The 20,041-nt window shown below is 64.6% G+C and carries 24 protein-coding genes; 6 read left to right on the top strand and 18 right to left on the bottom strand.

All coding sequences use genetic code 11. From position 1 onward, the window contains the following. The first annotated feature begins 84 nt into the window (after positions 1–84). Entirely contained in the window at positions 85–921 is an 837-nt protein-coding gene (locus tag CBW50_RS11650; protein WP_086145697.1) for an EAL domain-containing protein, read from the top strand. Between the two features lie 426 nt (positions 922–1,347). After that, positions 1,348–1,920, top strand: coding sequence for a DUF882 domain-containing protein (locus CBW50_RS11645; RefSeq protein WP_086145713.1), 573 nt, complete (start codon positions 1,348–1,350; stop codon positions 1,918–1,920). 49 nt (positions 1,921–1,969) lie between these two features. On the opposite strand, the gene CBW50_RS11640 is transcribed toward CBW50_RS11645, so the two are convergent. Further along, positions 1,970–2,173 carry a DUF3460 family protein gene (locus CBW50_RS11640; RefSeq protein ID WP_086145696.1) on the bottom strand — a complete coding sequence of 68 codons (204 nt, stop codon included), beginning with the start codon at positions 2,171–2,173 and terminating at the stop codon, positions 1,970–1,972. Positions 2,174–2,267: 94 nt separating this feature from the next. Here CBW50_RS11640 and CBW50_RS11635 point away from each other — a divergent pair, with 94 nt between their 5' ends. Beyond that, positions 2,268–3,161 (top strand): LysR family transcriptional regulator, encoded by an 894-nt coding sequence (locus CBW50_RS11635; RefSeq protein WP_086145695.1) that lies wholly within the window; start codon positions 2,268–2,270, stop codon positions 3,159–3,161. Here CBW50_RS11635 and CBW50_RS11630 read toward each other — a convergent pair. Beyond that, positions 3,125–3,604, bottom strand: a complete 480-nt coding sequence (locus tag CBW50_RS11630) for a PACE efflux transporter (protein WP_086145694.1) — start codon at positions 3,602–3,604, stop codon at positions 3,125–3,127. The two genes, CBW50_RS11635 and CBW50_RS11630, sit on opposite strands and share 37 nt — an antisense overlap. A 194-nt stretch (positions 3,605–3,798) precedes the next feature. On the opposite strand from CBW50_RS11630, the gene CBW50_RS11625 reads away from it, so the two are divergent. Both CBW50_RS11625 and CBW50_RS11620 read left to right on the top strand, forming a co-directional pair. Next, positions 3,799–4,251, top strand: coding sequence for a hypothetical protein (locus CBW50_RS11625; protein WP_086145693.1), 453 nt, complete (start codon positions 3,799–3,801; stop codon positions 4,249–4,251). A gap of 118 nt (positions 4,252–4,369) precedes the next feature. Beyond that, on the top strand, positions 4,370–6,538 hold the full coding sequence (locus CBW50_RS11620; protein WP_172404740.1) for an EAL domain-containing protein: 2,169 nt from the start codon (positions 4,370–4,372) through the stop codon (positions 6,536–6,538). Here CBW50_RS11620 and CBW50_RS11615 read toward each other — a convergent pair. The 13 genes from CBW50_RS11615 to flgB all read right to left on the bottom strand — a co-directional run bounded on the left by CBW50_RS11615 (position 6,523) and on the right by flgB (position 17,662). Then, positions 6,523–7,623 carry a glycosyltransferase family 9 protein gene (locus CBW50_RS11615; protein WP_157792479.1) on the bottom strand — a complete coding sequence of 367 codons (1,101 nt, stop codon included), beginning with the start codon at positions 7,621–7,623 and terminating at the stop codon, positions 6,523–6,525. The genes CBW50_RS11620 and CBW50_RS11615 overlap by 16 nt on opposite strands. 149 nt (positions 7,624–7,772) lie before the next feature. Continuing rightward, positions 7,773–8,816, bottom strand: a complete 1,044-nt coding sequence (locus CBW50_RS11610; RefSeq protein ID WP_086145691.1) for a hypothetical protein — start codon at positions 8,814–8,816, stop codon at positions 7,773–7,775. Positions 8,817–8,821: 5 nt separating this feature from the next. Further along, positions 8,822–9,733, bottom strand: a complete 912-nt coding sequence (gene flgL, locus CBW50_RS11605; RefSeq protein WP_086145690.1) for a flagellar hook-associated protein FlgL — start codon at positions 9,731–9,733, stop codon at positions 8,822–8,824. A gap of 10 nt (positions 9,734–9,743) precedes the next feature. Then, on the bottom strand, positions 9,744–11,105 hold the full coding sequence (flgK, locus tag CBW50_RS11600) for a flagellar hook-associated protein FlgK (RefSeq protein WP_086145689.1): 1,362 nt from the start codon (positions 11,103–11,105) through the stop codon (positions 9,744–9,746). An 81-nt stretch (positions 11,106–11,186) separates the two neighbouring features. Further along, positions 11,187–11,582 (bottom strand): rod-binding protein, encoded by a 396-nt coding sequence (locus CBW50_RS11595; RefSeq protein ID WP_319017129.1) that lies wholly within the window; start codon positions 11,580–11,582, stop codon positions 11,187–11,189. Between the two features lie 18 nt (positions 11,583–11,600). Continuing rightward, the gene (locus tag CBW50_RS11590) at positions 11,601–12,713 is read right to left on the bottom strand and encodes a flagellar basal body P-ring protein FlgI (protein WP_086145688.1); all 1,113 of its coding nucleotides are present in this window, start codon (positions 12,711–12,713) and stop codon (positions 11,601–11,603) included. A 9-nt stretch (positions 12,714–12,722) separates the two neighbouring features. Then, positions 12,723–13,385, bottom strand: a complete 663-nt coding sequence (flgH, locus tag CBW50_RS11585) for a flagellar basal body L-ring protein FlgH (RefSeq protein WP_086145710.1) — start codon at positions 13,383–13,385, stop codon at positions 12,723–12,725. A gap of 11 nt (positions 13,386–13,396) precedes the next feature. Continuing rightward, positions 13,397–14,185 (bottom strand): flagellar basal-body rod protein FlgG, encoded by a 789-nt coding sequence (gene flgG / locus CBW50_RS11580; protein WP_170909686.1) that lies wholly within the window; start codon positions 14,183–14,185, stop codon positions 13,397–13,399. 42 nt (positions 14,186–14,227) lie between these two features. Then, complete coding sequence (locus CBW50_RS11575) at positions 14,228–14,956, bottom strand: flagellar basal body rod protein FlgF (protein WP_086145687.1); 729 nt, start codon at positions 14,954–14,956, stop codon at positions 14,228–14,230. 25 nt (positions 14,957–14,981) lie between these two features. Next, positions 14,982–16,160, bottom strand: a complete 1,179-nt coding sequence (locus tag CBW50_RS11570) for a flagellar hook protein FlgE (protein ID WP_086145686.1) — start codon at positions 16,158–16,160, stop codon at positions 14,982–14,984. Positions 16,161–16,217: 57 nt separating this feature from the next. After that, positions 16,218–16,871 (bottom strand): flagellar hook capping FlgD N-terminal domain-containing protein, encoded by a 654-nt coding sequence (locus CBW50_RS11565; RefSeq protein WP_086145685.1) that lies wholly within the window; start codon positions 16,869–16,871, stop codon positions 16,218–16,220. 3 nt (positions 16,872–16,874) lie between these two features. Beyond that, complete coding sequence (gene flgC, locus CBW50_RS11560; protein WP_086145684.1) at positions 16,875–17,291, bottom strand: flagellar basal body rod protein FlgC; 417 nt, start codon at positions 17,289–17,291, stop codon at positions 16,875–16,877. An 8-nt stretch (positions 17,292–17,299) separates the two neighbouring features. Next, complete coding sequence (flgB, locus tag CBW50_RS11555; RefSeq protein WP_086145709.1) at positions 17,300–17,662, bottom strand: flagellar basal body rod protein FlgB; 363 nt, start codon at positions 17,660–17,662, stop codon at positions 17,300–17,302. 305 nt (positions 17,663–17,967) lie between these two features. On the opposite strand from flgB, the gene flgA reads away from it, so the two are divergent. After that, positions 17,968–18,564: a flagellar basal body P-ring formation chaperone FlgA gene (gene flgA, locus CBW50_RS11550; protein ID WP_226935564.1), complete on the top strand. Its 597-nt coding sequence runs from the start codon at positions 17,968–17,970 to the stop codon at positions 18,562–18,564. Positions 18,565–18,571: 7 nt separating this feature from the next. Here flgA and CBW50_RS11545 read toward each other — a convergent pair whose 3' ends face one another. From CBW50_RS11545 to flgM, 3 genes are read right to left on the bottom strand one after another with little or no spacing between them, the layout of a single operon-like run. Then, positions 18,572–19,327, bottom strand: a complete 756-nt coding sequence (locus CBW50_RS11545) for a glycoside hydrolase family 73 protein (RefSeq protein WP_086145682.1) — start codon at positions 19,325–19,327, stop codon at positions 18,572–18,574. Then, positions 19,314–19,754 (bottom strand): flagellar export chaperone FlgN, encoded by a 441-nt coding sequence (flgN, locus tag CBW50_RS11540; RefSeq protein WP_086145681.1) that lies wholly within the window; start codon positions 19,752–19,754, stop codon positions 19,314–19,316. The genes CBW50_RS11545 and flgN overlap by 14 nt, the downstream gene beginning before the upstream one ends. After that, positions 19,751–20,041, bottom strand: coding sequence for a flagellar biosynthesis anti-sigma factor FlgM (gene flgM, locus CBW50_RS11535; protein WP_086145680.1), 291 nt, complete (start codon positions 20,039–20,041; stop codon positions 19,751–19,753). The genes flgN and flgM overlap by 4 nt, the downstream gene beginning before the upstream one ends.

The raw sequence follows: 20,041 nt of genomic DNA, 5'->3' as shown, positions 1-20,041 counted from the left end.
TTGGTTCGCCTTGCCTTAGTCTGCACGCTTTGGCGCCGCTTTTCCCGCGAGGACAGCCTGGCGCAGCCTTACGAAGGAGCATCCATGCCATTTCCCGTCCTGAAGAATTATCTGGCCCGCCTGTCGCATCAGACCCAGGCCGGCACCAGCGTCTGGCTCGATGACGAGGGCAGGGCGCTGGGACGCTTTTTCAATTGCACCATGACCAGCGCCTTCCAGCCGCTGCGCGAACTGGGCAGCGGCAAGCTGCTGGCGTTCGAGGGCCTGGCGCGCAGCGTGTCGAAGGCGGACGAGGGCCTGTCGCTGTGGCGCTTGCTCGACCACGCGGCCAGCGACGACGAATCCGTGGAGCTGGACCGGCTGTGCCGCATGTTGCATGCGATTAATTTTTTCCGCCAGAGCGAGGCGGAGCAGTCCGACCTGTACCTGAACGTGCACGACCGCCTGCTCAGCGCCGTCAGCAGCAATCACGGCCACGCCTTCCAGCGCATCCTCGACGCGCTGGGCTTGCCCATCGAGCGCATCGTGCTGCAATTGCCGGCCGTCACGCCAAACCAGGGCTGGCTGCTCAATTACGTGGCCGACAATTACCGCCGCAACGGTTTTCGCCTGGCCATCAACGTGGCCAGCGTGCAGGAAGCGACAGGCATGCTGGAGCGGCTGCACCCGCACGCGTTCAAGCTCGACGCGGGCAACCTCAGCGACGAGCAGGCCGTCGCCAGCTTCGTCACCGTGTGCCATGCGGCGAAAATCCGCGTCGTCTTCAAGCGCCTCGACACGCCGGCCGCGCTGGCCGCGCTGCAGCGCATCGCCGCCGCCACGGGCTTGCCCATCGCAGCCCAGGGTTATCTGCTTGACAAGCCATTGACGGTGCTGGCGCAGGCGAAAGAGGGCGCCGCGCCCGTCGCTGCCGCCGCCTGACGCAAAAAGCGGGCAATCAGGCCCGTACGATAGGCATGGAGGGTTTTTCTTCGCAGCACAATACGCTATAGTATTCCCATCGTTACATTGGACTGACTATGGCATCGCGCAGAAATTTTCTACACCACGGTATGGGCCTGGCCGCGCTGGGCCTGGTAGCTACCCCTCTCATCGGCTGCGCCTCGCGCACGGCCGCTCCCGCCGCGGCTTCGGCCAGCGCCAGGCCGCGCGCCCCGCGCACGGGCGTGCCGCCCCAGCCNCAGAAATTTTCTACACCACGGTAGGGGCCTGGCCGCGCTGGGCCTGGTAGCTACCCCTCTCATCGGCTGCGCCTCGCGCACGGCCGCTCCCGCCGCGGCTTCGGCCAGCGCCAGGCCGCGCGCCCCGCGCACGGGCGTGCCGCCCCAGCCGACGCAGCTGGCCAGCGTGGACCGCTCGCTCACCTCGCAGTCGCGCCAGCCGATCACGGAACTCGAACCGCCGCCCGACATCTTCGACGCGCAGGCGCTGGACCTGGAATTCTGGCTCAAGCCCCGCACCCTGGAAGTGGTGCGTCCGGCCAGCAATGAAAAGGCCAAGCTGCTGTACTGGAAAGATGGCGAAGTCATCGATTCGGCCTACCAGGAACTGTGCCACTTGCTGCGCGACGTGAACGGCAAGAAGACGGCGCCCATCGACCCGAAACTGCTGGAAACCCTGTGGGGCACGCAAGCGTTCGTGGCCCGCTACGGCATCGAGCAGCCGCTGGAGATTTTGTCGGGCTACCGCACGGCCGAATCGAACGGCAAGCTGCGCGAAGCGGGCGTGCCGGCCGCGCGCCAGTCGCTGCACATTTCGGGGCGCGCCGCCGACATCCGCGTGGCGAATCTGAACGCGGAAGTGCTCGGCTCGCTCGTGCGCAGCTTCAAGCAGGGCGGCGTGGGATTTTATTACCGCTCCGGCCCGCGCGGCGGCTGGATCCATGCCGATACCGGTCTGCAGCGCACCTGGAAAGGCTGAACGACAGGACAAACGCCGGATAAATCCGTTTGTCCGGGCCTTTGTTTGATCAGTCGTAGTGGTAAGGCGGCTCCGGCACGCTATCGCTGCCGGCGCGCCGCCACTCGTCGAAATTCACGGGGCGTTCCCACCAGATGCGCCAGCCGCGGCGCTGGCTGGTTTGCGCTTCGGGATGGTTGCGCAGATAGCCGTCGATAAAGCGGGTAAACTCCGAGACATAGCCGCCGCGGCGGTAGGGAAGTGGATGAGTCATGGCCCCTCCTGCTATCGAGATTTCTGCCATTTTATCGCTGGCGGCAGAAACGTGCCGCCCATTTCCCGCTTTCAGCTTCCTCTTTCCGTTTCCCATGAAACTGTCCAGCCATAACATCGAACTGTTCCTGGCCGTCGTCGACGGCGGCTCGTTCTCGGCCGCCGCGCGCGCCCTGCGGCGGGCGCCGTCGGCCGTCAGCATGGCCATTGCCAGCATCGAGGCGGAACTGGGCATCGTGCTGTTCGACCGCGGCGCGCGCGAAGCCGTGCCCACGCCGGCCGCCACGGCCCTGATTCCCCACGCGCGCCTGATTGCCGAGCAGCTCAAGCAGCTGCACCTGCATGCGCAGCAATTGTCGCAGGGGCTGGAAAGCCGCATTTCTCTGGGCATTGCGGCCGAACTCGACCATGCGCCTTTTCTTGCCGCCGTGCAGGCCCTGTCGCAGCGCCATCCGCTGCTCGACATCGAAGTGCTGACGGCGCCGCAGGATGACGTGCTCGACATGCTGCACCGGGGCCGCATCAGCGCCTGCATGGCGTTTGCCGGCGGGCGCATCAATCACGAGGAACAGTTCCAGCTGGTGGGCAGCGACGCCTTGCTGGCGATTATTTCCACGCAGCATCCACCGAGCGCGGCGGGACAGCCCGTGTACATCGAGGAACTGGTCAATTTGCGCCAGATCATCGTTGCCAGCCGGGAACTCGACCTGGCCGATGCGCGTCCCGTCGTGGGACTGTCCTACTGGCGCACGGACAGCCTGCCGATGGCGCTGTCCATGGTCGAGGCGGGGCTGGGCTGGGGCAATTTCGCCGCCTCGGCCATCGCCCATTCTCTGGCGGCGGGCAGGGTGCGCTGCGTGGCCTTCAAGAACACGGGCAATGGCCTGGTCGTGCCCATCCACCTCGTGTGGATGAAGGACCGGCCGCTGGGCATGGCGGCGCGGTCCTTTCTTCAGTTGCTGACCGCGTCGGAAACTCTCGCGCCCTGAGTAGCGGGCGCTGCTTCCTTCGGCTGCTGCGCCGACAGGGGCACGCCGAACAGGCCGTCGAAGAAGTAATTGAAGATGAAGCTGTAGCACGGGATGATCAGCATCAGCGCGAAATCGAGCACGAAGGCCTCCCACAGGCTGATGTTGAGCCACCAGGCGATCAGCGGAATCAGGTAGATGACGAGCGTGATCTGGAAGCCGATCGCATGCAGGATGCGGCGCCAGACGGTGCGCGTGCGCGACACCTGGCGGATTTCCCAGTATTCGAAGGCCGTGTTGTAGAGCAGGTTCCAGATCACGGCGATGGTGGTGATCATGATCGCCAGCGGGCCCGTGCTGGTGGGCGATTCACCCGAAAGCAGGGTCAGCCAGAGTGTGGAAATGGCCATGCCGATGATTTCAAAGGCCGTGACGTAGACGATTTTGCGTTTGATGCCTTGCATGTAAAACCTGTAAAGAAGAGATGGCGCGTATTTTAAGTCAGACATGTTGATGTTAAAAGTTGATAGCTGTCAGTTTTTCTGATGGATTCGCTGTGGGAATACCCTGCGCGCCGCGAACGGGGGATAATGGCGGCTGGCGGGCGAACGCTCCCGCGCATCACCGCAGAACATCACCGCAGAAAAGGTCAACGAGCATGCAAGGCGCAGCAGACAGCAACAATCCCGATATCGCGGATTCTCCCGCCAGCGCGGACGAACGTCCGCGTTTCCGCCCCCGCCCGTGGGAGCACCTGGAAACGCCATACGACGTGGAAGTGTGGATCGAGGAACATAACCGCAGCATGCAGGACAATATCCGCGCCACGGAAACGGGCGTGGGCATCTGCTTTACCCTGGCCGAAGGGGGCGACATCTATATGCAGACGAGCGCCGACGGCGCCGTCGTGCTCGACGTGACGCCGGACGCGGCCTGGGTGTCGCCCCTGATCAGCGCGGCCACGGGCTGCGAGACGCCGGCGTCATCGCTGTGGATCTTGCCTGACGATAAATTGATCCAGCTCATAGTGGGCCTGTCCAGCCTGGTCGCCAGCACCCTGCTGGTGGTGGGACACGATTTCGGCCTGCGCCGGCGCGGCATGGGACGCTGAGGCCGGCCCTGTTGTAAAACGTGCGGGCGGGCGTGCGTGGCTCGACACTGCGCCTTGCGCATGCTAGTCTCGGGACAGCATCCGCCAGACTGTCTGGGCGGTGGTGCAAAGGATAGCCATGGACATTACGCCGCATGCGGTCTCTGCTCCGGATTCCTCTTCCCTGCGTGGCTACGACCCCGTGGCGTGGCCGGCCGCGCCCTTGCTCGACGATGGCGTCTTCAGCCCGGAGCGGGTGAAGGCCGAGCGCGAACAGGCGTATTTCAACGATTTGTACCTGCTGGCGCCCGTCGCCTATTTCGTGCTGGGCCTCGACGGCGTGATCCTGCAAATGAACCTCGTGGCCGCCGAGCTGTTCGGCCTGCAGCGCGAGCGGCCCGGCCACGTGCTGTTCCGCGCCTACGTGCACGAAGCCTTCGGCCACGATTACGAGCAGTTCGTGCAGGGCGTGCTCAACAGCAGCGAACCGGAACGCATCCAGCTGCAGATCAGGCTGCGTCCGGGTGCGCCGGAACCCTGTTTACCGATGAGTCTGCTTGGCAGCGCCGATCCCGGCGGCCAGGCGCTGCGCCTGGTGCTCGAGCAGGCCGAAGGCAGGCTGGCCGCGCTCGAACGCAGCGAGGAGCGCTTCCGGCGCATCGTGCACAGTGCCGAAGAGGGCATCTGGGAAATCGATGCGCAGGCGCTGACCAGCTTTGTCAACCCGAAGATGGCGCACATGCTGGGTTTCCAGATCGAGGAGATGCTGGGCCAGCCGCTGGCCTCCTTCATGGACGAGGAGGGGCGCGCCATCCTCGAGCGCAATATCGCGCGGCGCGAGGAAGGCATCGCCGAACGCCATGAATTCAAATTCCTGCGCCGCGACGGCAGCGCCCTATGGGCCACCCTGGCCACCAATCCCATCTTCGATGCCAGCGGCGGCTACCTGGGCGCGCTGGCGCTGGTGAGCGACATCACGGCGCAGCGCATCGCGTCCGAGCGCATCTGGCGGCAAGCCAACGTCGACCAGCTGACGGGCTTGCCGAACCGCCACATGTTTCTCGACCGCCTGCACAACGAGGCGCGGCGCGCCAGGCGCGACGGCAAAAGCCTGGCCCTGCTGTTCATCGATCTCGACCATTTCAAGCAAGTCAACGACCGCCTCGGTCACGCCAAGGGCGACATGCTGCTGCGCCAGGCGGCGCGGCGCATCAGCGAGCGCGTGCGCGTGACCGACACGGTGGCGCGCCTGGGCGGCGATGAATTCACCGTCATCCTGGCCGGCGTGGCGCAGCCGGGCGGCATCGAACGGGTGCTGCAGGAGCTGGTGGCGGCGCTGGCCGCGCCATTCACGCTTGACGGCGACAGCGCGCAGATCTCGGCCAGCGTGGGCGTGGCCCTGTATCCGGCCGATGCCGAGGCGACGGCCACCTTGCTGCGCCACGCCGACCAGGCCATGTATGCGGCCAAGAGCGCGGGGCGCAACCGCTACAGCTACTTCACGCCGGCCATGCAGCAGGCGGCAGAACTGCGCCGCAGCACGGTGCGCGAAATGCGCCTTGCGCTGGAACAAAATCAGTTCGAATTGCATTACCAGCCCATCATCGGGCTGCAGGGCGGCGGCATCGAGCGGGCCGAAGCGCTGCTGCGCTGGCGCCATCCGCAGCGCGGCCTGCTGTGTCCCGCCGATTTCATCGCCTTTGCGGAAGCCAACGGCTTGATCACCGATATCGGCGACTGGGTGTTTCGCCAGGCCGTGCGCCAGGCGCAGCAGTGGCAAGCCGAGTATGGCGCCGCCTTCCAGATCAGCATCAACAAGTCGGCGCTGGAATTTCACTGCGACGCCGCCTGCTACGAGGGCTGGGGCGAGACCCTGGCGCGGGCGGGCCTGGCGCCGGGCGCCATCGCCATCGAGATGGCCGAAGGCGTGCTGCTCGACGATGCCCGCCAGGTGGGCGAGCGGCTGCGGCAGCTGCGCGGCATGGGCCTGGCGCTGGCGCTCGACGACTTTGGCGCCGGCAACGCCTCGCTGGCATGCCTGAAGCGGGGCGATATCGACGTGCTCAAGCTCGATCCCTCGCTGGTGCGGGAACTGGGCCATGGCGAAGCGGACCTGGCCATGTGCGTGGCCATCATCACGCTGGCGCAGGGCCTGGGCCTGAAGGTGGTGGCGGAGGGCGTGGAGACGGCCACGCAGCGCGACTTGCTGCGGGCCGCCGGCTGCGATTATGCGCAGGGCCATGTGTTTTCCCGGGCCTTGCCGGCAGGGCAGTTCGCGGCCCTGGTAGCCGCTCAGCCCGCTGCTTGAACGGTCGCTTGCAGCGGCGTATCGCCGGCCATCAGCTCGTCGACGGCAGCCAGGGTGGCGTCCGCGCTGACCGTTTCCAGGGTCAGGCCGGGCGCCACCATGACGCGGTAGTGGCGGCTGGCCGGATAAAACCAGCGGTAGTTGTCGGTACGGATGTAGTAGCCGACGATTTTCTTGTCATACACGGACGCCAGGTGGATCACCGACGTGTCGGGCGAGAGCACCAGTTCGCAGCGCCGTATCAGGGCCGCCAGCTCCAGGACGTGGCCGGTGGGCGGCGCCAGCATCACATTGGCGTGGCCGGCGCCGTCCACGATCTCGGCCGCGCGCGCCTCGGTGCCCGGCGCGGCGATCACCAGCAGCGCATGGCGCGGATAGCGCGCCGCCAGGGCGGCGCAGCAGCGCCGGGCATCGGCCACGCTGACCGTGCGCTGCGCATTGCTGCCTTGAAAATTGAGGCAAAACAATCCCGCATAGTCGCGCAGCAGGGCGTCGCAGGCCGCGTCAACCCGCGCCGCGTGGGCGTCCACGCCGAACAGTTCGTAGCGCATGTCGATATCGCGCAAGCCGAACTGCGCGAACGTGGCGAAGAAGCTGTGCAGGATATGGCGGCTGCGGTCGCACGGCACCGTGTGGTCGAACATGCCCAGTTTGGCCGTCGAGCTGCCGTACTTGGGAATGGCGAAGCCCGTCAGATAGCGCGCGCCCAGCCATTTGATGCGCAACAGCAAGGGAATCGAAAAGCGGTTGTAGGGGTTGAAGATGACGTCGTAGCGGCGCCGGCGCAGGTCGGCGATGGTGCTGCGCAAGTCGCGCAGCAGCGGCTGCTTGTCCCAGATGATGATGTCGTTGACATGCGGATTGTCGGCCAGCACGGCGCGGTTGGCGCTGCTGGCGGCCACGTCGATTTGCCAGTGCGGGTAGTTTTTCTTCAGCTCGCGCAGCAACGGCGTGGTGACGATCATGTCGCCGATCTTATCATTGCGCAAAATCAATACCTTGCGCACCTTGGCGATATCGAGGGGCTGCTTGTCGGATTTGCCCAGCAGGGCGTAGCTGATCAGCCGGGCGGCGGTTTTTATCAAGGGAACTCCGGAGGTGGATGACGGAATGCGCTGGCGTCCTGGTGAAAGCGTCAGCGACCGCTGCATCTTACGGATTTCCACGGTCCTGGGCTAGGGGGCGTGTCAATTTATTGCCGCGTGGCCAAGGCGGCGCACGCGGCGGCAGGGAGTCAGTCCAGGCCCAGCAGGGCGACGACGCGCTCGCGGCTGATGCCGACCAATGCCGAACTGATCGCCAGCAACGATTCATAGCCGGGCTGGCTGGCCTTTTCTGTGAAGTTTTCCGCCAGCGTATCCATGCTGACGCTCACTTGCACCGGTTGCGCGCGGGCCACGCGGCCCGTGGCTTGCGCCAGGGCCAGGCTGACGGAGCTGCGCGCCGCCTGCAGCTGCGCCAGCGCCTGCACCACTTGCTGCAAGGTGGCGCGCAGGGCTTCCACGTCGCCGGTATTCCATTCTTCCGGCGCGATGGCGGCCGGTTCCGCATCGGTGCGCACGCGGCTCATCTGGCCGGTCGGATAGCGGATGCCGCTGCCGCGCACGGACAGGCTGTCGCGCACATTGGCCCACGACGCTTCCGACGTGCTGAACACCAGCTCGCCATTCTCGCCCAGCTTGACGCCGATACCGGATGGCATCAGTGCACGGTCGAAGCGGGACACGATTTCGCTCTCGCTCAGACCCGGTTCGATATTGACCGAACGCAAGGCCTGGTTCGCGCCGCCCACGGAGAAGGCCAGCACTTCCTGCGGTCCTTCCTGCAGGCTGGCCATGGTCAGGCCGCGGATGCTGAAGTTCTGCTGTGCCGGCCGCGGGCTGGTGTAGCTCAGCTGCGAGTCCAGCGTGCCGCCCGAGGCGCTGGCGCGCTGGCGCCAGGTATTGCTGAACTGGCGCACCCTGGCTTCGACCTGTCCCTCGCGGCCTTGGCGCGCGGCCAGCTTGGCCGCCAGCTCGCTTTTCAGCGCCTGCAGCTGGCTGCTGCTGCGCTCCAGGTAATCGAGTGTTTGCTGCGCGTTGGAAATTTCCCCCTGCAACTGGTGATCCCAGTTGCTCAGGCCGCGCTTCAGGCTCGCCGTCGAACTCCTCGCTGCCGGCGCCTCGCTGCGCGCGCTGGCGCTGCCGCTGACGGCGGGGGACGCGTCATCGACGACGCGGGCGGTGCCGGCGCCTTTGGCATTGACGCCGGAAGAGGAGGAGGTCTGAGCGATTTGCATGATGGTCAGAGAAGATCAAACAGGGAAATGGTGCCAACCTTGGCATAGGCCTTGTACGTGGCCTGCATGGCCGTCTGGTAGCCGGTCAGTTCAAGAGCGGCCGCGCCCATGTCGGTTTTCTTCAAATCGGACAAGGCCATGTCGTTCGACAGCGACACATTGCCCAGATTGCCGGAGAGCGTGCTGAGGATGTTCTGCGCGCCGCCGAAGATGGCGATCTTGCCAGAAAGCAAGTCCATGCCATCATCGGTGCCATCGAGCGCGGCGCCAACCACGGTGCGCACGGCCGGATCGTTGGGGCTCACGCCGGGCTTGCTCAGCGTATCGATGGCCTGGTCGATCTTGTTCAGCCAGACCTCCAGCTTGCTGACATCGACGTTGGCGGCCTGCGTCACGCCATTGCCCACGACCACGGTCTGCGTGGCCGTGTTGCCGTTATAGCTGTAGCGCGAGCCGGCGGGCGCAGCGGAATTGAAGGCGATGGCCGGCTTGTCGGTATCCGTGCCTGAAAACATGAAGCGGCCTTCCTGGTCCTTCAGGTTGGCCGTGTACAGCACGCTGTCGCGCATGGCGGTCAGCGATTGCGTCATCGCATTCAGGTCGTCGGGCGCATTGCCGCCGTCGGCGGCCCAGACCAGCAGGTCGCGCGCCTGGCCCATGTCGGTGACCATGCTCGACAGATAGTTCTCGTTCTTCAGCAGGCGCACTTTCACGGTGGCGATATTGTCCTGGTACTGCTTGACCATGGCTTGCTCGCGCGTCAGGCGCGAAATGCGCACATTGCCGATCGGGTCGTCCGACGGCAACTGGATGCGCAAGCCCGACGCCATCTGCTGGGTCACGTAATTGATGCGCTCCTGATTTTGCTGAAGCGAAATATTGATCAGCGATTGGTACTGGCTGGTGGCGACACGCATGATCTTCTCCTTAACCCATCATTGCCAAAGTGGCATCAAACAAGGTGTTCGCGACGGAAATGACCTTCATGTTTGCCTGGTACATATTCTGGAATTCGACCAGGTTCATCGCTTCCTCGTCCTTGTTCACGCCGCTGGTGGATTTCCAGTCGTCGATCGCTTGCGCGCGCACCGTATTGGCCGTCTTCAGCAAAGCCTGGTTCTGCTGGCTGTAGATGCCCAGCTTGCCGACCAGCTGCGTGTCCGCGTCGCTCAGCAGGACTGAACCGACCCAGTTCACCGTGACCGGCTGATTCTTGATATCGATCAATTTCTGCAAGTTGCCGCTGTCGCCGGCCGCGCCCGTCAGAGACAGGGCCAGATCCTTGGCATTGAAGCCGGCGGTGATGCTCAGCTTGTTATTCGCGTAGACGAGCAGAGGGCCGCCCGCCGCGCCGGCCATGGTCTTGCCCAGGGCCAGTTGCGCGTTGACGTTGGCAGCCAACTGGCTGGCCATGTCCTGTACCGACTGCTGCAGCGGTTTCAGGGTATTTTTCTCGAATTCGCCCAGGCCGCCCATCTGGCCGCCGATGGCGACCATATCGAGGGTATACGACGACTTGGCAAAATCCAGGCTCAGCGTCTGTTCACCGGTGTTCGTCATGGCGCTGCTCAGCGTGCCGGCCATGCTGCCGATGACCAGCGGCTGGCCCGATTTCAGCGCGACATTGCGCGAGCCGTCCGGCTGGTCGAGGACTTCGATGCCCATTTGCAAGGCCAGGCCGTCGATCAGCTGGTCACGCGCATCCATCAGCGACGACACATTCGTGCCCGATGCCGTGGAGGTGCTGATGCGCTGGTTCAGCGCGGCGATATTTTGCAGCGTAGTATTGGCTTGCGGCACGATCGCTGCGCGTTGCTGCTGCACCGACAGCAACTGGTTGCTCATGACGGTGCTGATGCTGTTGAAGCGCTGCGACATGGCGTCGGCGGAGGTGATGATCTGCTGGCGCAGCGGTGTCGACGTCGGATCGACGGCGGCCGCGTTGAGGGCGGCGAAAAAGCCGTCGATGCCGTTGCTGATGCTCGACGCATCGTCGCCCATCACGCGTTCGAGCTGCGTCAGGTAAGGCTGAGTCTGCGAACGGGCGCCCTGGTCGGACGCGGCCCGCCACATTTGCTGGCTCTTGTAGGCATCGGCAAAGCGCAGCAGGGCGGACACTTCCACGCCATTGCCGGCCGAACGCACGCCTATGCCGGCGCCAAGCGAGGACAGCAGCACGCCCTGGCGCGTATAGCCCGCCGTTTGCAGGTTGGCGATGTTCTGGCTGGCGGCGGTGAGGGCGGCCTGGGCGGCGATGCTGCCTGACAATGCATTGCTGATGATGCTCATTGGGCAAGTTTCTTTCGTGAAGAGTGGGGCGCGTGCCGGAGGACAGGCCTGGTATCGTTGTTAGCTACAACAGGCGACGCTTCAGACGGATTTATTAAGCGGCGCCGCAATATTGTCGCTTTTGACAGCGCCGCGGGCGGACACGGGGGCGCTGGGCGCCGGCAGCAGCTGGCGCAGGATGGCGTCGGCGATGCCGAAGGCGCGCTGGCCGGCCATCTTGTCGGCCACCAGGTTGTCGGCCATTTCCAGCATGTCGCTGTTGACGGGGTCCTTGAAGACGCTGTCCTCGCCCGCCATCTCGCGCGTGCCCGAGCGCATCTGGCGCAGCATGTGCGAGATGAAGAAGGCTTCAAACTTGACGGCCGCCTCGGTGGCCTTGGCCGCGTAGCGGGGATCGGCCGGGGTGGCCGCCGCGGGCGAGCGGTCGTCCAGCGCCGAGGGCAGGGCGCCGCTGCTGTCGTTGATATGCATGTTCATTCAGCTTTCAGTGCCACGTTAGATCACCACCAGTTCGCCTTCGATGGCGCCGGCCTGGTCCAGGGCTTGTAAAATTGCCATGATATCATCGGGCGAGGCGCCCAGGCTGTTGACCACGTCGATGATAGCCTGCAGCTTGGCGCCGGCAGGCCATTTGAACATATTGCCGTTGCCCTGGTCGACGGACACTTTCGACTGCGGCGTGACAGTGGTCTGGCCGCGGCCGAACGGCGCCGGCTGGCTGACGGCGGAACTTTCGGAAATGATCACTTTCAGCGAGCCGTGCGTGACGGCGGCCGCTTTCACGCGCAAGCCTTCGGCGATGACCACGGTGCCGGTGCGCGAATTGAACACCACTTTCGGCGTGTCGACCCCGACGTCGACGGTCAGCGCTTCGAGCTTGGCCATGAAGGCCACGCGCTGGGTCGGGTTTTCCGGCGCCAGCACGTCCACGCTGGTGGCGTCGCGCGTGGTGGCGACGGCGCCGAAGCGGCGGTTGACGGCTTCGACGATATTGATGGCCGTCTCGAAATGCGGGTGGCGCAGGTTCAGGGTGACGGAAGGCTTGGTGGAAAAGTCGCTGAGAATCTCGCGCTCGATGTTGGCGCCGTTGGGAATGCGGCCCGAGGTGGGCGTATTGACGGTCACGGACGAGCCGCTCTTGCCGGTGGCGTTGAGGCCGCCGACAACCACGTTGCCTTGCGCCAGCGCATAGATTTCATTGTCGGCCGCGCGCAACTGCGTCAGCAGCAAGGTGCCGCCACGCAAGCTTTTCGCATCGCCCAGGGACGATACCGTGACATCGATGGCCTGGCCGCGGCGGTAGCCGGGGGGAAATACGGCGCTGACCATGACGGTGGCCACGTTCTTGCTTTTCGCTTCGGCGCCGTCCGGCATCTTCACGCCGAACTGCTTGAGCATGTTGACCACGGACTGGCTGGAAAACTTTACCTGGGTGGTGTCGCCGCTGCCGTTCAGGCCCACGACGAGGCCATAGCCGACCAGCGGGTTGTCGCGCACGCCCTCGATGCTGACCAGGTTGCGCAGCACCTGTGCGGCCGAGGCGGGCATGGACAGGCCGGACAGGACGGCCAGCATGGCGGCGAGGGGCAGGGCGGAGCGAAATTTCATGATGTGACCTTAAAACGGCATCCACGGACCGACGAAGAAGCGCGTCAGCCAGCCCGGTGTATTGGCTTCGGCCAGGGTGCCCTGGCCGGAATAGGCGATCTGCGCATTGGCGATGCGCAACGATGACACCTGGTTGTTTGAATCGATGTCGGCGGCGCGCAGGTAGCCGCGCAGGCGCACGAATTCCTCGCCCTGGTTCAGGGTCAGCGTCTTTTCGCCCTGCACGCGCAGCAAGCCGTTCGGCAGCACTTCCTGCACGATCACGGTGATGGCGCCGGACAGCGCATTTTGCTGCGTGCTGGTCGCGTCGCCGGCGAAGTTGCGGTCGGCCGACAGGTCGATGCCCGTCTTGGGAAGAGTCTTGCCGAGGATGTTGGCCGCCTTCACGCCGACGGAGGAGCCCTTGTTGAACGACGTGCCGGCCTTCTTGCTGGCCTGCGTGGTTTCCTGCAGGGCTACCGTGACGACGTCGCCCACGCGGAAGGCGCGGCTGTCCGAGATCAGGTCCAGGCCCGCATCGGGATTGAAAACGCCGCCGCCCACGCCGCCGCGCGCAGCGCTGCGCGGCGCCACGGGCAGCGGCGTGTCGGAAAAGCTGGGCGCCACCGGTGTGGTCGGACGGCTGGCGCATCCGGTCGTCAACACCAGCAGCAGGGCCGCCGTGGCTTTCATGGCGGCAGTCATCAGCGTGCCGCTTGCGCCAGGTATTGCAGCATATTGTCGGCGGCCGACAGCACCTTGGTATTCATTTCATAGGTGCGCTGGGCAGCGATCATGTCGACCATTTCTTCCACCACCTGCACGTTCGAGCCTTCCAGCGCGAACTGTTTCAGCTTGCCCAGTGCGCCTTCGCCGGGACGGCCTTCCGTCGGCGTGCCGCTCGATGCCGTTTCCTGGAACAGGTTTTCACCGAGTGCCAGCAGGCCCGTCGGGTTGACGAAGCTGGTCAGGTTCAGCTGGCCCAGCTGGGTGCCGTTGACATTGCCCGGCACGGTGGCCGTGACCATGCCGTTTTCGCCGATGGTGATGGCCGTGGCGTTGTTCGGCACGGTAATCTGCGGCACCAGGGGCAGGCCCTGGGCGTTGACCATCACGCCATTTTCATTGATGCCCAGCTGGCCGGCGCGCGTGTAGGCCGCTTCGCCGTTCGGGCGCAGCACCTGCAGGAAGCCGTTGCCGGTGATGGCCACGTCGAATTCGCGGCTCGTCGTTTGCAGGCTGCCGGTGGTAAACACTTTCTGCGTGCCCACCATGTGCGTGCCGTTACCCAGCTGTACGCCCGATGGCGACAGGGTGTTGTCGGCGCGCTGCGTGCCCGGCTGCTGCTCGACCTGGTAAAACAGGTCTTCGAAGACGACGCGGTCGCGCTTGAAACCGACCGTGTTGACGTTGGCCAGGTTGTTGGCGATGGCTTGCAGTTTGGCGTCTTGCGCCTGCACGCCGGTCTTGCTGATCCACATTGCTGGATTCATGTATTGCTCCTTGAATATTTCGTCGCGTAGGACTGCTTGCTTTTAGCTGCCGAGCAGGCGGTTGCCCGATTCCGTCATGGAATCGCTGGCCTTGAACACTTTCATCTGCATCTCGAAACTGCGGTTCAGGCTCATGGTGGCGACCATTTCCTCGACGGCCGAGACGTTGCTGCCTTCCAGGTGGCGGTCGCGCAGGCGCACCGTCGGGTCGGCCTGCAGGTCTTCGCCGCTGCGCGCCACGATCAGGCCAGCCTCGTTCTTCGTCAGCTCGCCCGATTCCGCATTCACCAGCTTGAGCTTGTCGACGGTCTGCATCTGCGCCGTACCGGGCACCTGGATGGAAATCGTGCCATCGGCGCCGATAGCCAGGCTGGTGTGCTCGGGAATCGTGATCGGACCGCCTTCGCCCAGCACGGGCCGGCCGTTGATGGTCAGCGCGCCCGTTTCATCGAGGTCCATGGCGCCGGCGCGCGTGTAGGCTTCGCCGTTTTGCCACTGCACCGCGAGAAAACCGTTGCCGGTGACGGCCACGTCGAGTTCGCGTCCGGTTTCCTTGATGGCGCCCGTGCGCGTGCCGACGGCGCTCGACTGCGTCTGCGTCATGTGGCGGTCGTCGTAGCCGTAGCCGTTCTGCAACGGCTGGGCCGTCGACACCTCGAGATTGGCGCGGAAGCCGCCCGTCTCGATGTTGGCCAGATTGTTGGCGTGTACCTGCTGTGCCCGCAGGGCACGGTCGGCCCCGCTCATGGCGGTATAAATCAGCGCATCCATTAGCTTTACCCTTGCGTATCGGCGATTACAGCGCTTGCATCAGCGATTGCAGCATCGCGTTCTCGGTCGAGATGACCTTCGAGTTGGCCTGGTAGTTGCGCTGCGACGTCATCAGGCCCACCAGTTCGGAGGTGATGTCGACGTTCGACTGTTCCAGCGAGCTTGTCACCAGTTTGCCGGCCATGCCCACGCCCGGACGGTCGTACATGGCGGTGCCGGAGGTGGTCGAGGAGACCCAGCTCGTATCGTTGACTGCAGTCAATGCGCCTTCGTCGGGGAAGGTGGCCAGGGCGATCACGCCGATGCTCTGCTTTTGGCCGTTCGTGTATTTTGCCACGACGGAGCCGTCATCGGCCAGTTCCACGCCCGTGTAGGTGCCCGAGGCATAGCCGTCGGCGCGGTCGGTCGAGGTGGTCGCTTCGCCGGCGAACTGGGTGGTGCCCGTGTAGTCGATGGCGATCGAGAGCGCCGCGGCGCCGGGCGGCGTGCCCAGCGCCAGCGTGACCGGCGTGCCGGTCAACAGCTTGCCGGACGTGTCGAACGTCATGCTCGTCACAGGCGCCAGATCGACGTTGTCCAAGGTGTAGTGCACGTCCACGCCCGCCGCCGTCTTGACGAAGTACTGGCCCAGCGCATGTTTGCCGCCCAGCGAATCGTAGACGATCGAGGACTTGGCGCTGTTGTAGCTCAATTCACTGCCCTTGTTGAAGGGAACGGTCTTGATGGTCCATTCGGACGACAGGTTGGCGGCATACGCCAGCTTGGTCGATGCGACGGCGGGAATCTGGCCCGTTGGAATGAGCATGTCGCCCATGGCGCCCAGGGTGGTGCTGCCTTTGACGGCGGCATAGCCCTGCACCAGGCGGCCGTTCGCATCGATCAGCTTGCCTTCATTGCTGGCCGAGAAGATGCCGACGCGGCTGTAGGTCATGGTGTTTTGCGAATCGCGGGTGACGAAATAGCCGCGGCCATCGATGGCCGCGTCGAGCGCGCGGCCCGTGTTGAGCACGCCGCCAGTGAGGGACATGCTTTGCGTCAGTGAGCCGATTTCCGTGCCCGTGGCGCGCGAACCGGCGTACATGGCCGAGAAGTTGGCGCGGCTGCTCTTGAAGCCATAGGTGCCGGCGTTGGCGATATTGTTACTGGTGCTGTTCAACTGTTGGTTGATGGACTGGATACCGGACAGGGCGATGTCGAAACTCATGTTGACTTCCTTTAGTGAAGGACGAGATTAGTGTTCAGGAACGAAGGGGCGAGCGGATCAGGCCGTCTTGCCGTTAAAGCCGGTGATCGCGCCAGGGTTGACTTCGCCCAGGTTCGATACGCTCAGAATCATGCTGCCGCCGGACGACAGGCGCACGCTGTTGAGCTTGCCCGCGATGTCGACCGATGGCTTTTCGGCGCCGTTGGTGGTGACTTTCATGCTGTAGGTGCCAGCAGGCAAGCCCAAGGCCACGGGGTCGATGGTGAAGGGCACGGTGCCGGCGGCCCTGGCGCCCAGTTCGATCTTGTATTCCTTGTCGTCGATCCCTTTCAGGGTCACGGTGGTCTTGGTGGTGCCGGCGGCCAGCGCGATGCTGCCGCTGACCTTGCTCTTGTCGAGCTGGACCGTTTCGCTGTTGACCATGACTTCGGAGCCCACTTGCGCACCCAGGGCCAGTACTTGCATCGATTGCAAGACGCTGGCATTGGCGCTGGTCAGCGCCGACAGGTTCTGCATCGCTTCCGTTTGCGCCTGCTGCGTCAATTGATTGACGAACTGGCTCGGATCGGTAGGCGCCAGCGGATCCTGGTTCTTGATCTGCGCCACCAGCAGCTTGGTGAACATGTCCTGGGTGGCGTTGCTTTGCGACTTGACGGCATTGCTGCTGTTGCCGCCGTTGCTGGTATTGTTTGTAAAGAGATTCGTTTCCATGGCTTATGCTTCACCTAATTTGAGGAGCGATTGCTGCATCGACTTGATGCGACCCAGAACTTCGACATTCGTTTCAAACGCGCGCGAGGCCGACATCATGTCGGTCATCTCGGCCACCTGATTGACGTTGGGGTAGTACACCATGCCATCGGCATTGGCCATCGGGTGGCCCGGCTCGTAGACCTTGCGCAGCGGCTCGTCGCTTTGCACCACGTCAAGCACCTGCACCCTGCCGCCCGCACCGCTGGCGCCGCTGCCATCCATGACGGCCGCAAACACGGGCTTGCGCGCGCGATAGGTCTCGCCTTCGGAACCGGCGACGGAATCGGCATTGGCCAGGTTGCTGGCGATGGTATTGAGGCGCACGGTTTGCGCCGCCATCGCCGAACCGGCGATTTTGGAAATGTCCTGGAAGCTCATGCTGTTCCTTATTGTCCGGAAATGGCCTTGGACAGCCCCTTCAGTTTCATGTTGACGAAAGTGAGGCTGGTCTGGAATTCGGTGGCATTCTGCGAGAAGGCCGCCTGTTCGACGCCGATTTCGACGGTGTTGCCGTCGCGGCTGGGGTGGTAGGGTACGCGGTACAGGGCGCTGGCATCGTCATCGGTGGACAGCAGGCCCGCTTCGTTGTCCTGCAATTGCTGCAGGGCGCTGCCGAAATCCATGTCCATGGCCTGGAAGCCGGGCGTGTTTTCATTGGCGATGTTGGCCGCCAGTACGCGGGTACGGTCGGCACGCAGTGCGAGTGCATCGGCATGTACGCCCAGCGCATCCTTGAAATTAATCCCCATGGTCATCCTTTGTGTTGAATTCGATCGTGCTTTTTGCAGTTCAGGCCAGAAAATAGTTAGTGCAGAGGTAAAATCCCAGCCTGGTCATGTTGACGCATGGTAAGGTCATGCCGCTTCAGTATCTTTGATTAAGGTTAGCAATGATTCATTTCGACAGTATTACCGTGATCCGAAACAAGGCGCCGCGTCGTCACATGCTGCTTCCGGGCCTATTTTTACTGACCAGCCTATATAGTAGTGCAGGATGGGCAGAATTGCCAGCCGACAATATATTTTCACGTGTGGAACAGTTGGCGCGGGAGCAGTTGGCACAGCAGGCGGCCTCGGCTGGACTGCTGGAACCGCAGTTCCAGGTGACCGTCGTGAAAAGCACGCGCCCCATTCCTGCATGCGCGGCGCCGGTGGCGCTGGAAGCGGCCGACAGCCGCTCGGCGCAGCGCATGCGTTTTGTTGCAGTGTGTCCTGGAAGCAACGGTTGGCGTTACGAGCTGCTGGTGCGGGGCGCCATCACGGCCCAGGTCGCCGTGACCGGCAGCGCCGTGACGGCGAATACACCGCTGCAGGCGGGCGACCTGGCGCTGGCGCGGCGCGACGTGACGATGGTGCCGGACAGTATCTCTTCGCTGCCTGGTGTTGTCGGCCTGTCAAGCCGGCGCAGCCTGCGCGCCGGGGAAGTCCTGCGGCAAGGCCAGCTGGCGTCGCCCGTGCTGATCAAACGGGGCAGTGCGGTCAGCATCGTCGCGCGCAAGGAGCAGGTGGAGGTGAGCATGGCCGGCGAAGCGCTGGACGCGGGCGCGCAAGGGGAGGTGATCAGGGTGCGCAACGCCACCAGCGGCACGGTGATACGTGCCAGGGTGGTCGATGCGGGCGTGGTGGAACCGGCCGAGATTCCCGGCCGTTGAGGCAGGCTTAGTCGGCGGCGGCCGTGCGCTGCAGGCGCGTGGCCAGCTGCGTCAGCTTGGCGGCGTAATTCGGGTCGGTGGCATAGCCGCCGCGCGCCAGCCCCTGCGCGAACGCGCCCGCATCGGCGCCCGTGTTCAGGGCGGCGCGGTAGCGCGGGTTTTCCAGCAGTACTTGCGCATAGTCGCGGAAGGCGCTGGCCTGGTCCGGGTAGCTGCGGAAACGCTCGGTTTTCTTCAGGGCCGTGCCGCTGCCCGCTTCGTATTCGGTGGTCAGGTTGCTGGCCACGTCGCCCTGCCATTTGCCGCCGGCCTTGATGCCGAACAAATTATGCGTGTCCGCGCCCGTGCCCTGGCGCAGGGGACGCTGGCCCCAGCCCGATTCGAGCGCCGCGTGGGCGGCGACGATCTCCGGCGCCACGCCCAGGCGGGCGCCGGCTTCTTGCGTCCACGGCTTGATCGAGGCGAGGAATTGCTGCTGCACTTCGCCGATCTCGCCGCCCTGGCTGATGCTGCCCAATACATTCACGGGCTGGCTCTGCTCCAGGTAGGCGCGGCCCTGCGGGCTGAGCGCCGTGGCGCTGCCGCCGCCCTGTTCGATGAAGCGGGCCACTTCGCCCTGTACCTGCTGGAACACGCTGCCAAAGCTGCCGCCGGCGGAGGTGGCGGCGCTGGTGGCGCGCATATTGCTCTGCACAGCGGACGTGGCCGCCGTAGACGGGGTGGCCGCGGTGGCGCGGGTGGTCAGGAAATCAGCCTGGCGCATAGGTATCTTCCTCGCCATGCAGCACGCGCTGCATGATGCTGTACTGCTCTGTTAATAATTCGCTGTTGCGGCTGTTCAGGCGCTTGCATTCAAGCACCATCTGTTCCAGCGCGGCCCAGTCGGTCTCGGCCTTGCTGCGCGCATCGTCTTGCAGCAGCGCAAACAATTGCGCCATCTCCGCCTTTGGGCCCAGCAGGGCCGTAACGAGGCTGACGCGTTGGCGGCGGCGCGCATCGAGCTGCTCGACGGCGGCGATGACCCGGTCGGCCAGCGCCGTCAGTTGCGCGCTCTGGTGGTGCAAGGTGGCCTGGAATTGTTCTTCCAGCAAGGCCAGCAGGGCAGTATAGCCCTGTTGATCATCCGCAATACCCAGCAGGACACGCTGCACGGCTTCCTGGCGCGTGATGCCTTTGCGCGGCGCGGTCACGATTCACTGCCATGGAAACGCTGGATCAGGCCGGCCAGTTTCGACGGGTCGAACGGCAGCTCGCCCTTGGCCAGCGCGTCGCGCAGCATGGCCACGCGTTCATGGTCGATCTCGGGCATGGCGCGCAGGGCGGCCATGGCCGGTTGCAGCACGGCCGACTGCATCTGCTCGCCTGCCGCGGAGCCGGGCGACACCGCGCCGGCGGCCGCGTTCTCGGCGATCGCCTCGGCAGGCGCCACGGCGCCGCTGCGCACGGTGGCGCCGGTATTGCCGGAGGAGATTTTCAT

The sequence above is a fragment of the Janthinobacterium sp. GW458P genome (assembly GCF_002127585.1).
Taxonomy (GTDB): domain Bacteria; phylum Pseudomonadota; class Gammaproteobacteria; order Burkholderiales; family Burkholderiaceae_D; genus Janthinobacterium.
Note: the sequence above shows the minus strand (reverse complement) of the source record. Positions and strands in the feature narration are given on the sequence as shown.

What these genes read in the sequence shown, in the direction of transcription:
- CBW50_RS11650 (WP_086145697.1), top strand. Translation starts at nt 85, where the DNA reads ATGCCATTTCCCGTCCTGAAGAATTATCTGGCCCGCCTGTCGCATCAG.
- CBW50_RS11640 (WP_086145696.1), bottom strand. Translation starts at nt 2,173, where the DNA reads ATGACTCATCCACTTCCCTACCGCCGCGGCGGCTATGTCTCGGAGTTT.
- CBW50_RS11635 (WP_086145695.1), top strand. Translation starts at nt 2,268, where the DNA reads ATGAAACTGTCCAGCCATAACATCGAACTGTTCCTGGCCGTCGTCGAC.
- CBW50_RS11630 (WP_086145694.1), bottom strand. Translation starts at nt 3,604, where the DNA reads ATGCAAGGCATCAAACGCAAAATCGTCTACGTCACGGCCTTTGAAATC.
- CBW50_RS11625 (WP_086145693.1), top strand. Translation starts at nt 3,799, where the DNA reads ATGCAAGGCGCAGCAGACAGCAACAATCCCGATATCGCGGATTCTCCC.
- CBW50_RS11620 (WP_172404740.1), top strand. Translation starts at nt 4,370, where the DNA reads ATGGACATTACGCCGCATGCGGTCTCTGCTCCGGATTCCTCTTCCCTG.
- CBW50_RS11610 (WP_086145691.1), bottom strand. Translation starts at nt 8,816, where the DNA reads ATGCAAATCGCTCAGACCTCCTCCTCTTCCGGCGTCAATGCCAAAGGC.
- flgL (WP_086145690.1), bottom strand. Translation starts at nt 9,733, where the DNA reads ATGCGTGTCGCCACCAGCCAGTACCAATCGCTGATCAATATTTCGCTT.
- flgK (WP_086145689.1), bottom strand. Translation starts at nt 11,105, where the DNA reads ATGAGCATCATCAGCAATGCATTGTCAGGCAGCATCGCCGCCCAGGCC.
- CBW50_RS11595 (WP_319017129.1), bottom strand. Translation starts at nt 11,582, where the DNA reads ATGAACATGCATATCAACGACAGCAGCGGCGCCCTGCCCTCGGCGCTG.
- CBW50_RS11590 (WP_086145688.1), bottom strand. Translation starts at nt 12,713, where the DNA reads ATGAAATTTCGCTCCGCCCTGCCCCTCGCCGCCATGCTGGCCGTCCTG.
- flgH (WP_086145710.1), bottom strand. Translation starts at nt 13,385, where the DNA reads ATGAAAGCCACGGCGGCCCTGCTGCTGGTGTTGACGACCGGATGCGCC.
- flgG (WP_170909686.1), bottom strand. Translation starts at nt 14,185, where the DNA reads ATGAATCCAGCAATGTGGATCAGCAAGACCGGCGTGCAGGCGCAAGAC.
- CBW50_RS11575 (WP_086145687.1), bottom strand. Translation starts at nt 14,956, where the DNA reads ATGGATGCGCTGATTTATACCGCCATGAGCGGGGCCGACCGTGCCCTG.
- CBW50_RS11570 (WP_086145686.1), bottom strand. Translation starts at nt 16,160, where the DNA reads ATGAGTTTCGACATCGCCCTGTCCGGTATCCAGTCCATCAACCAACAG.
- CBW50_RS11565 (WP_086145685.1), bottom strand. Translation starts at nt 16,871, where the DNA reads ATGGAAACGAATCTCTTTACAAACAATACCAGCAACGGCGGCAACAGC.
- flgC (WP_086145684.1), bottom strand. Translation starts at nt 17,291, where the DNA reads ATGAGCTTCCAGGACATTTCCAAAATCGCCGGTTCGGCGATGGCGGCG.
- flgB (WP_086145709.1), bottom strand. Translation starts at nt 17,662, where the DNA reads ATGGGGATTAATTTCAAGGATGCGCTGGGCGTACATGCCGATGCACTC.
- CBW50_RS11545 (WP_086145682.1), bottom strand. Translation starts at nt 19,327, where the DNA reads ATGCGCCAGGCTGATTTCCTGACCACCCGCGCCACCGCGGCCACCCCG.
- flgM (WP_086145680.1), bottom strand. Translation starts at nt 20,041, where the DNA reads ATGAAAATCTCCTCCGGCAATACCGGCGCCACCGTGCGCAGCGGCGCC.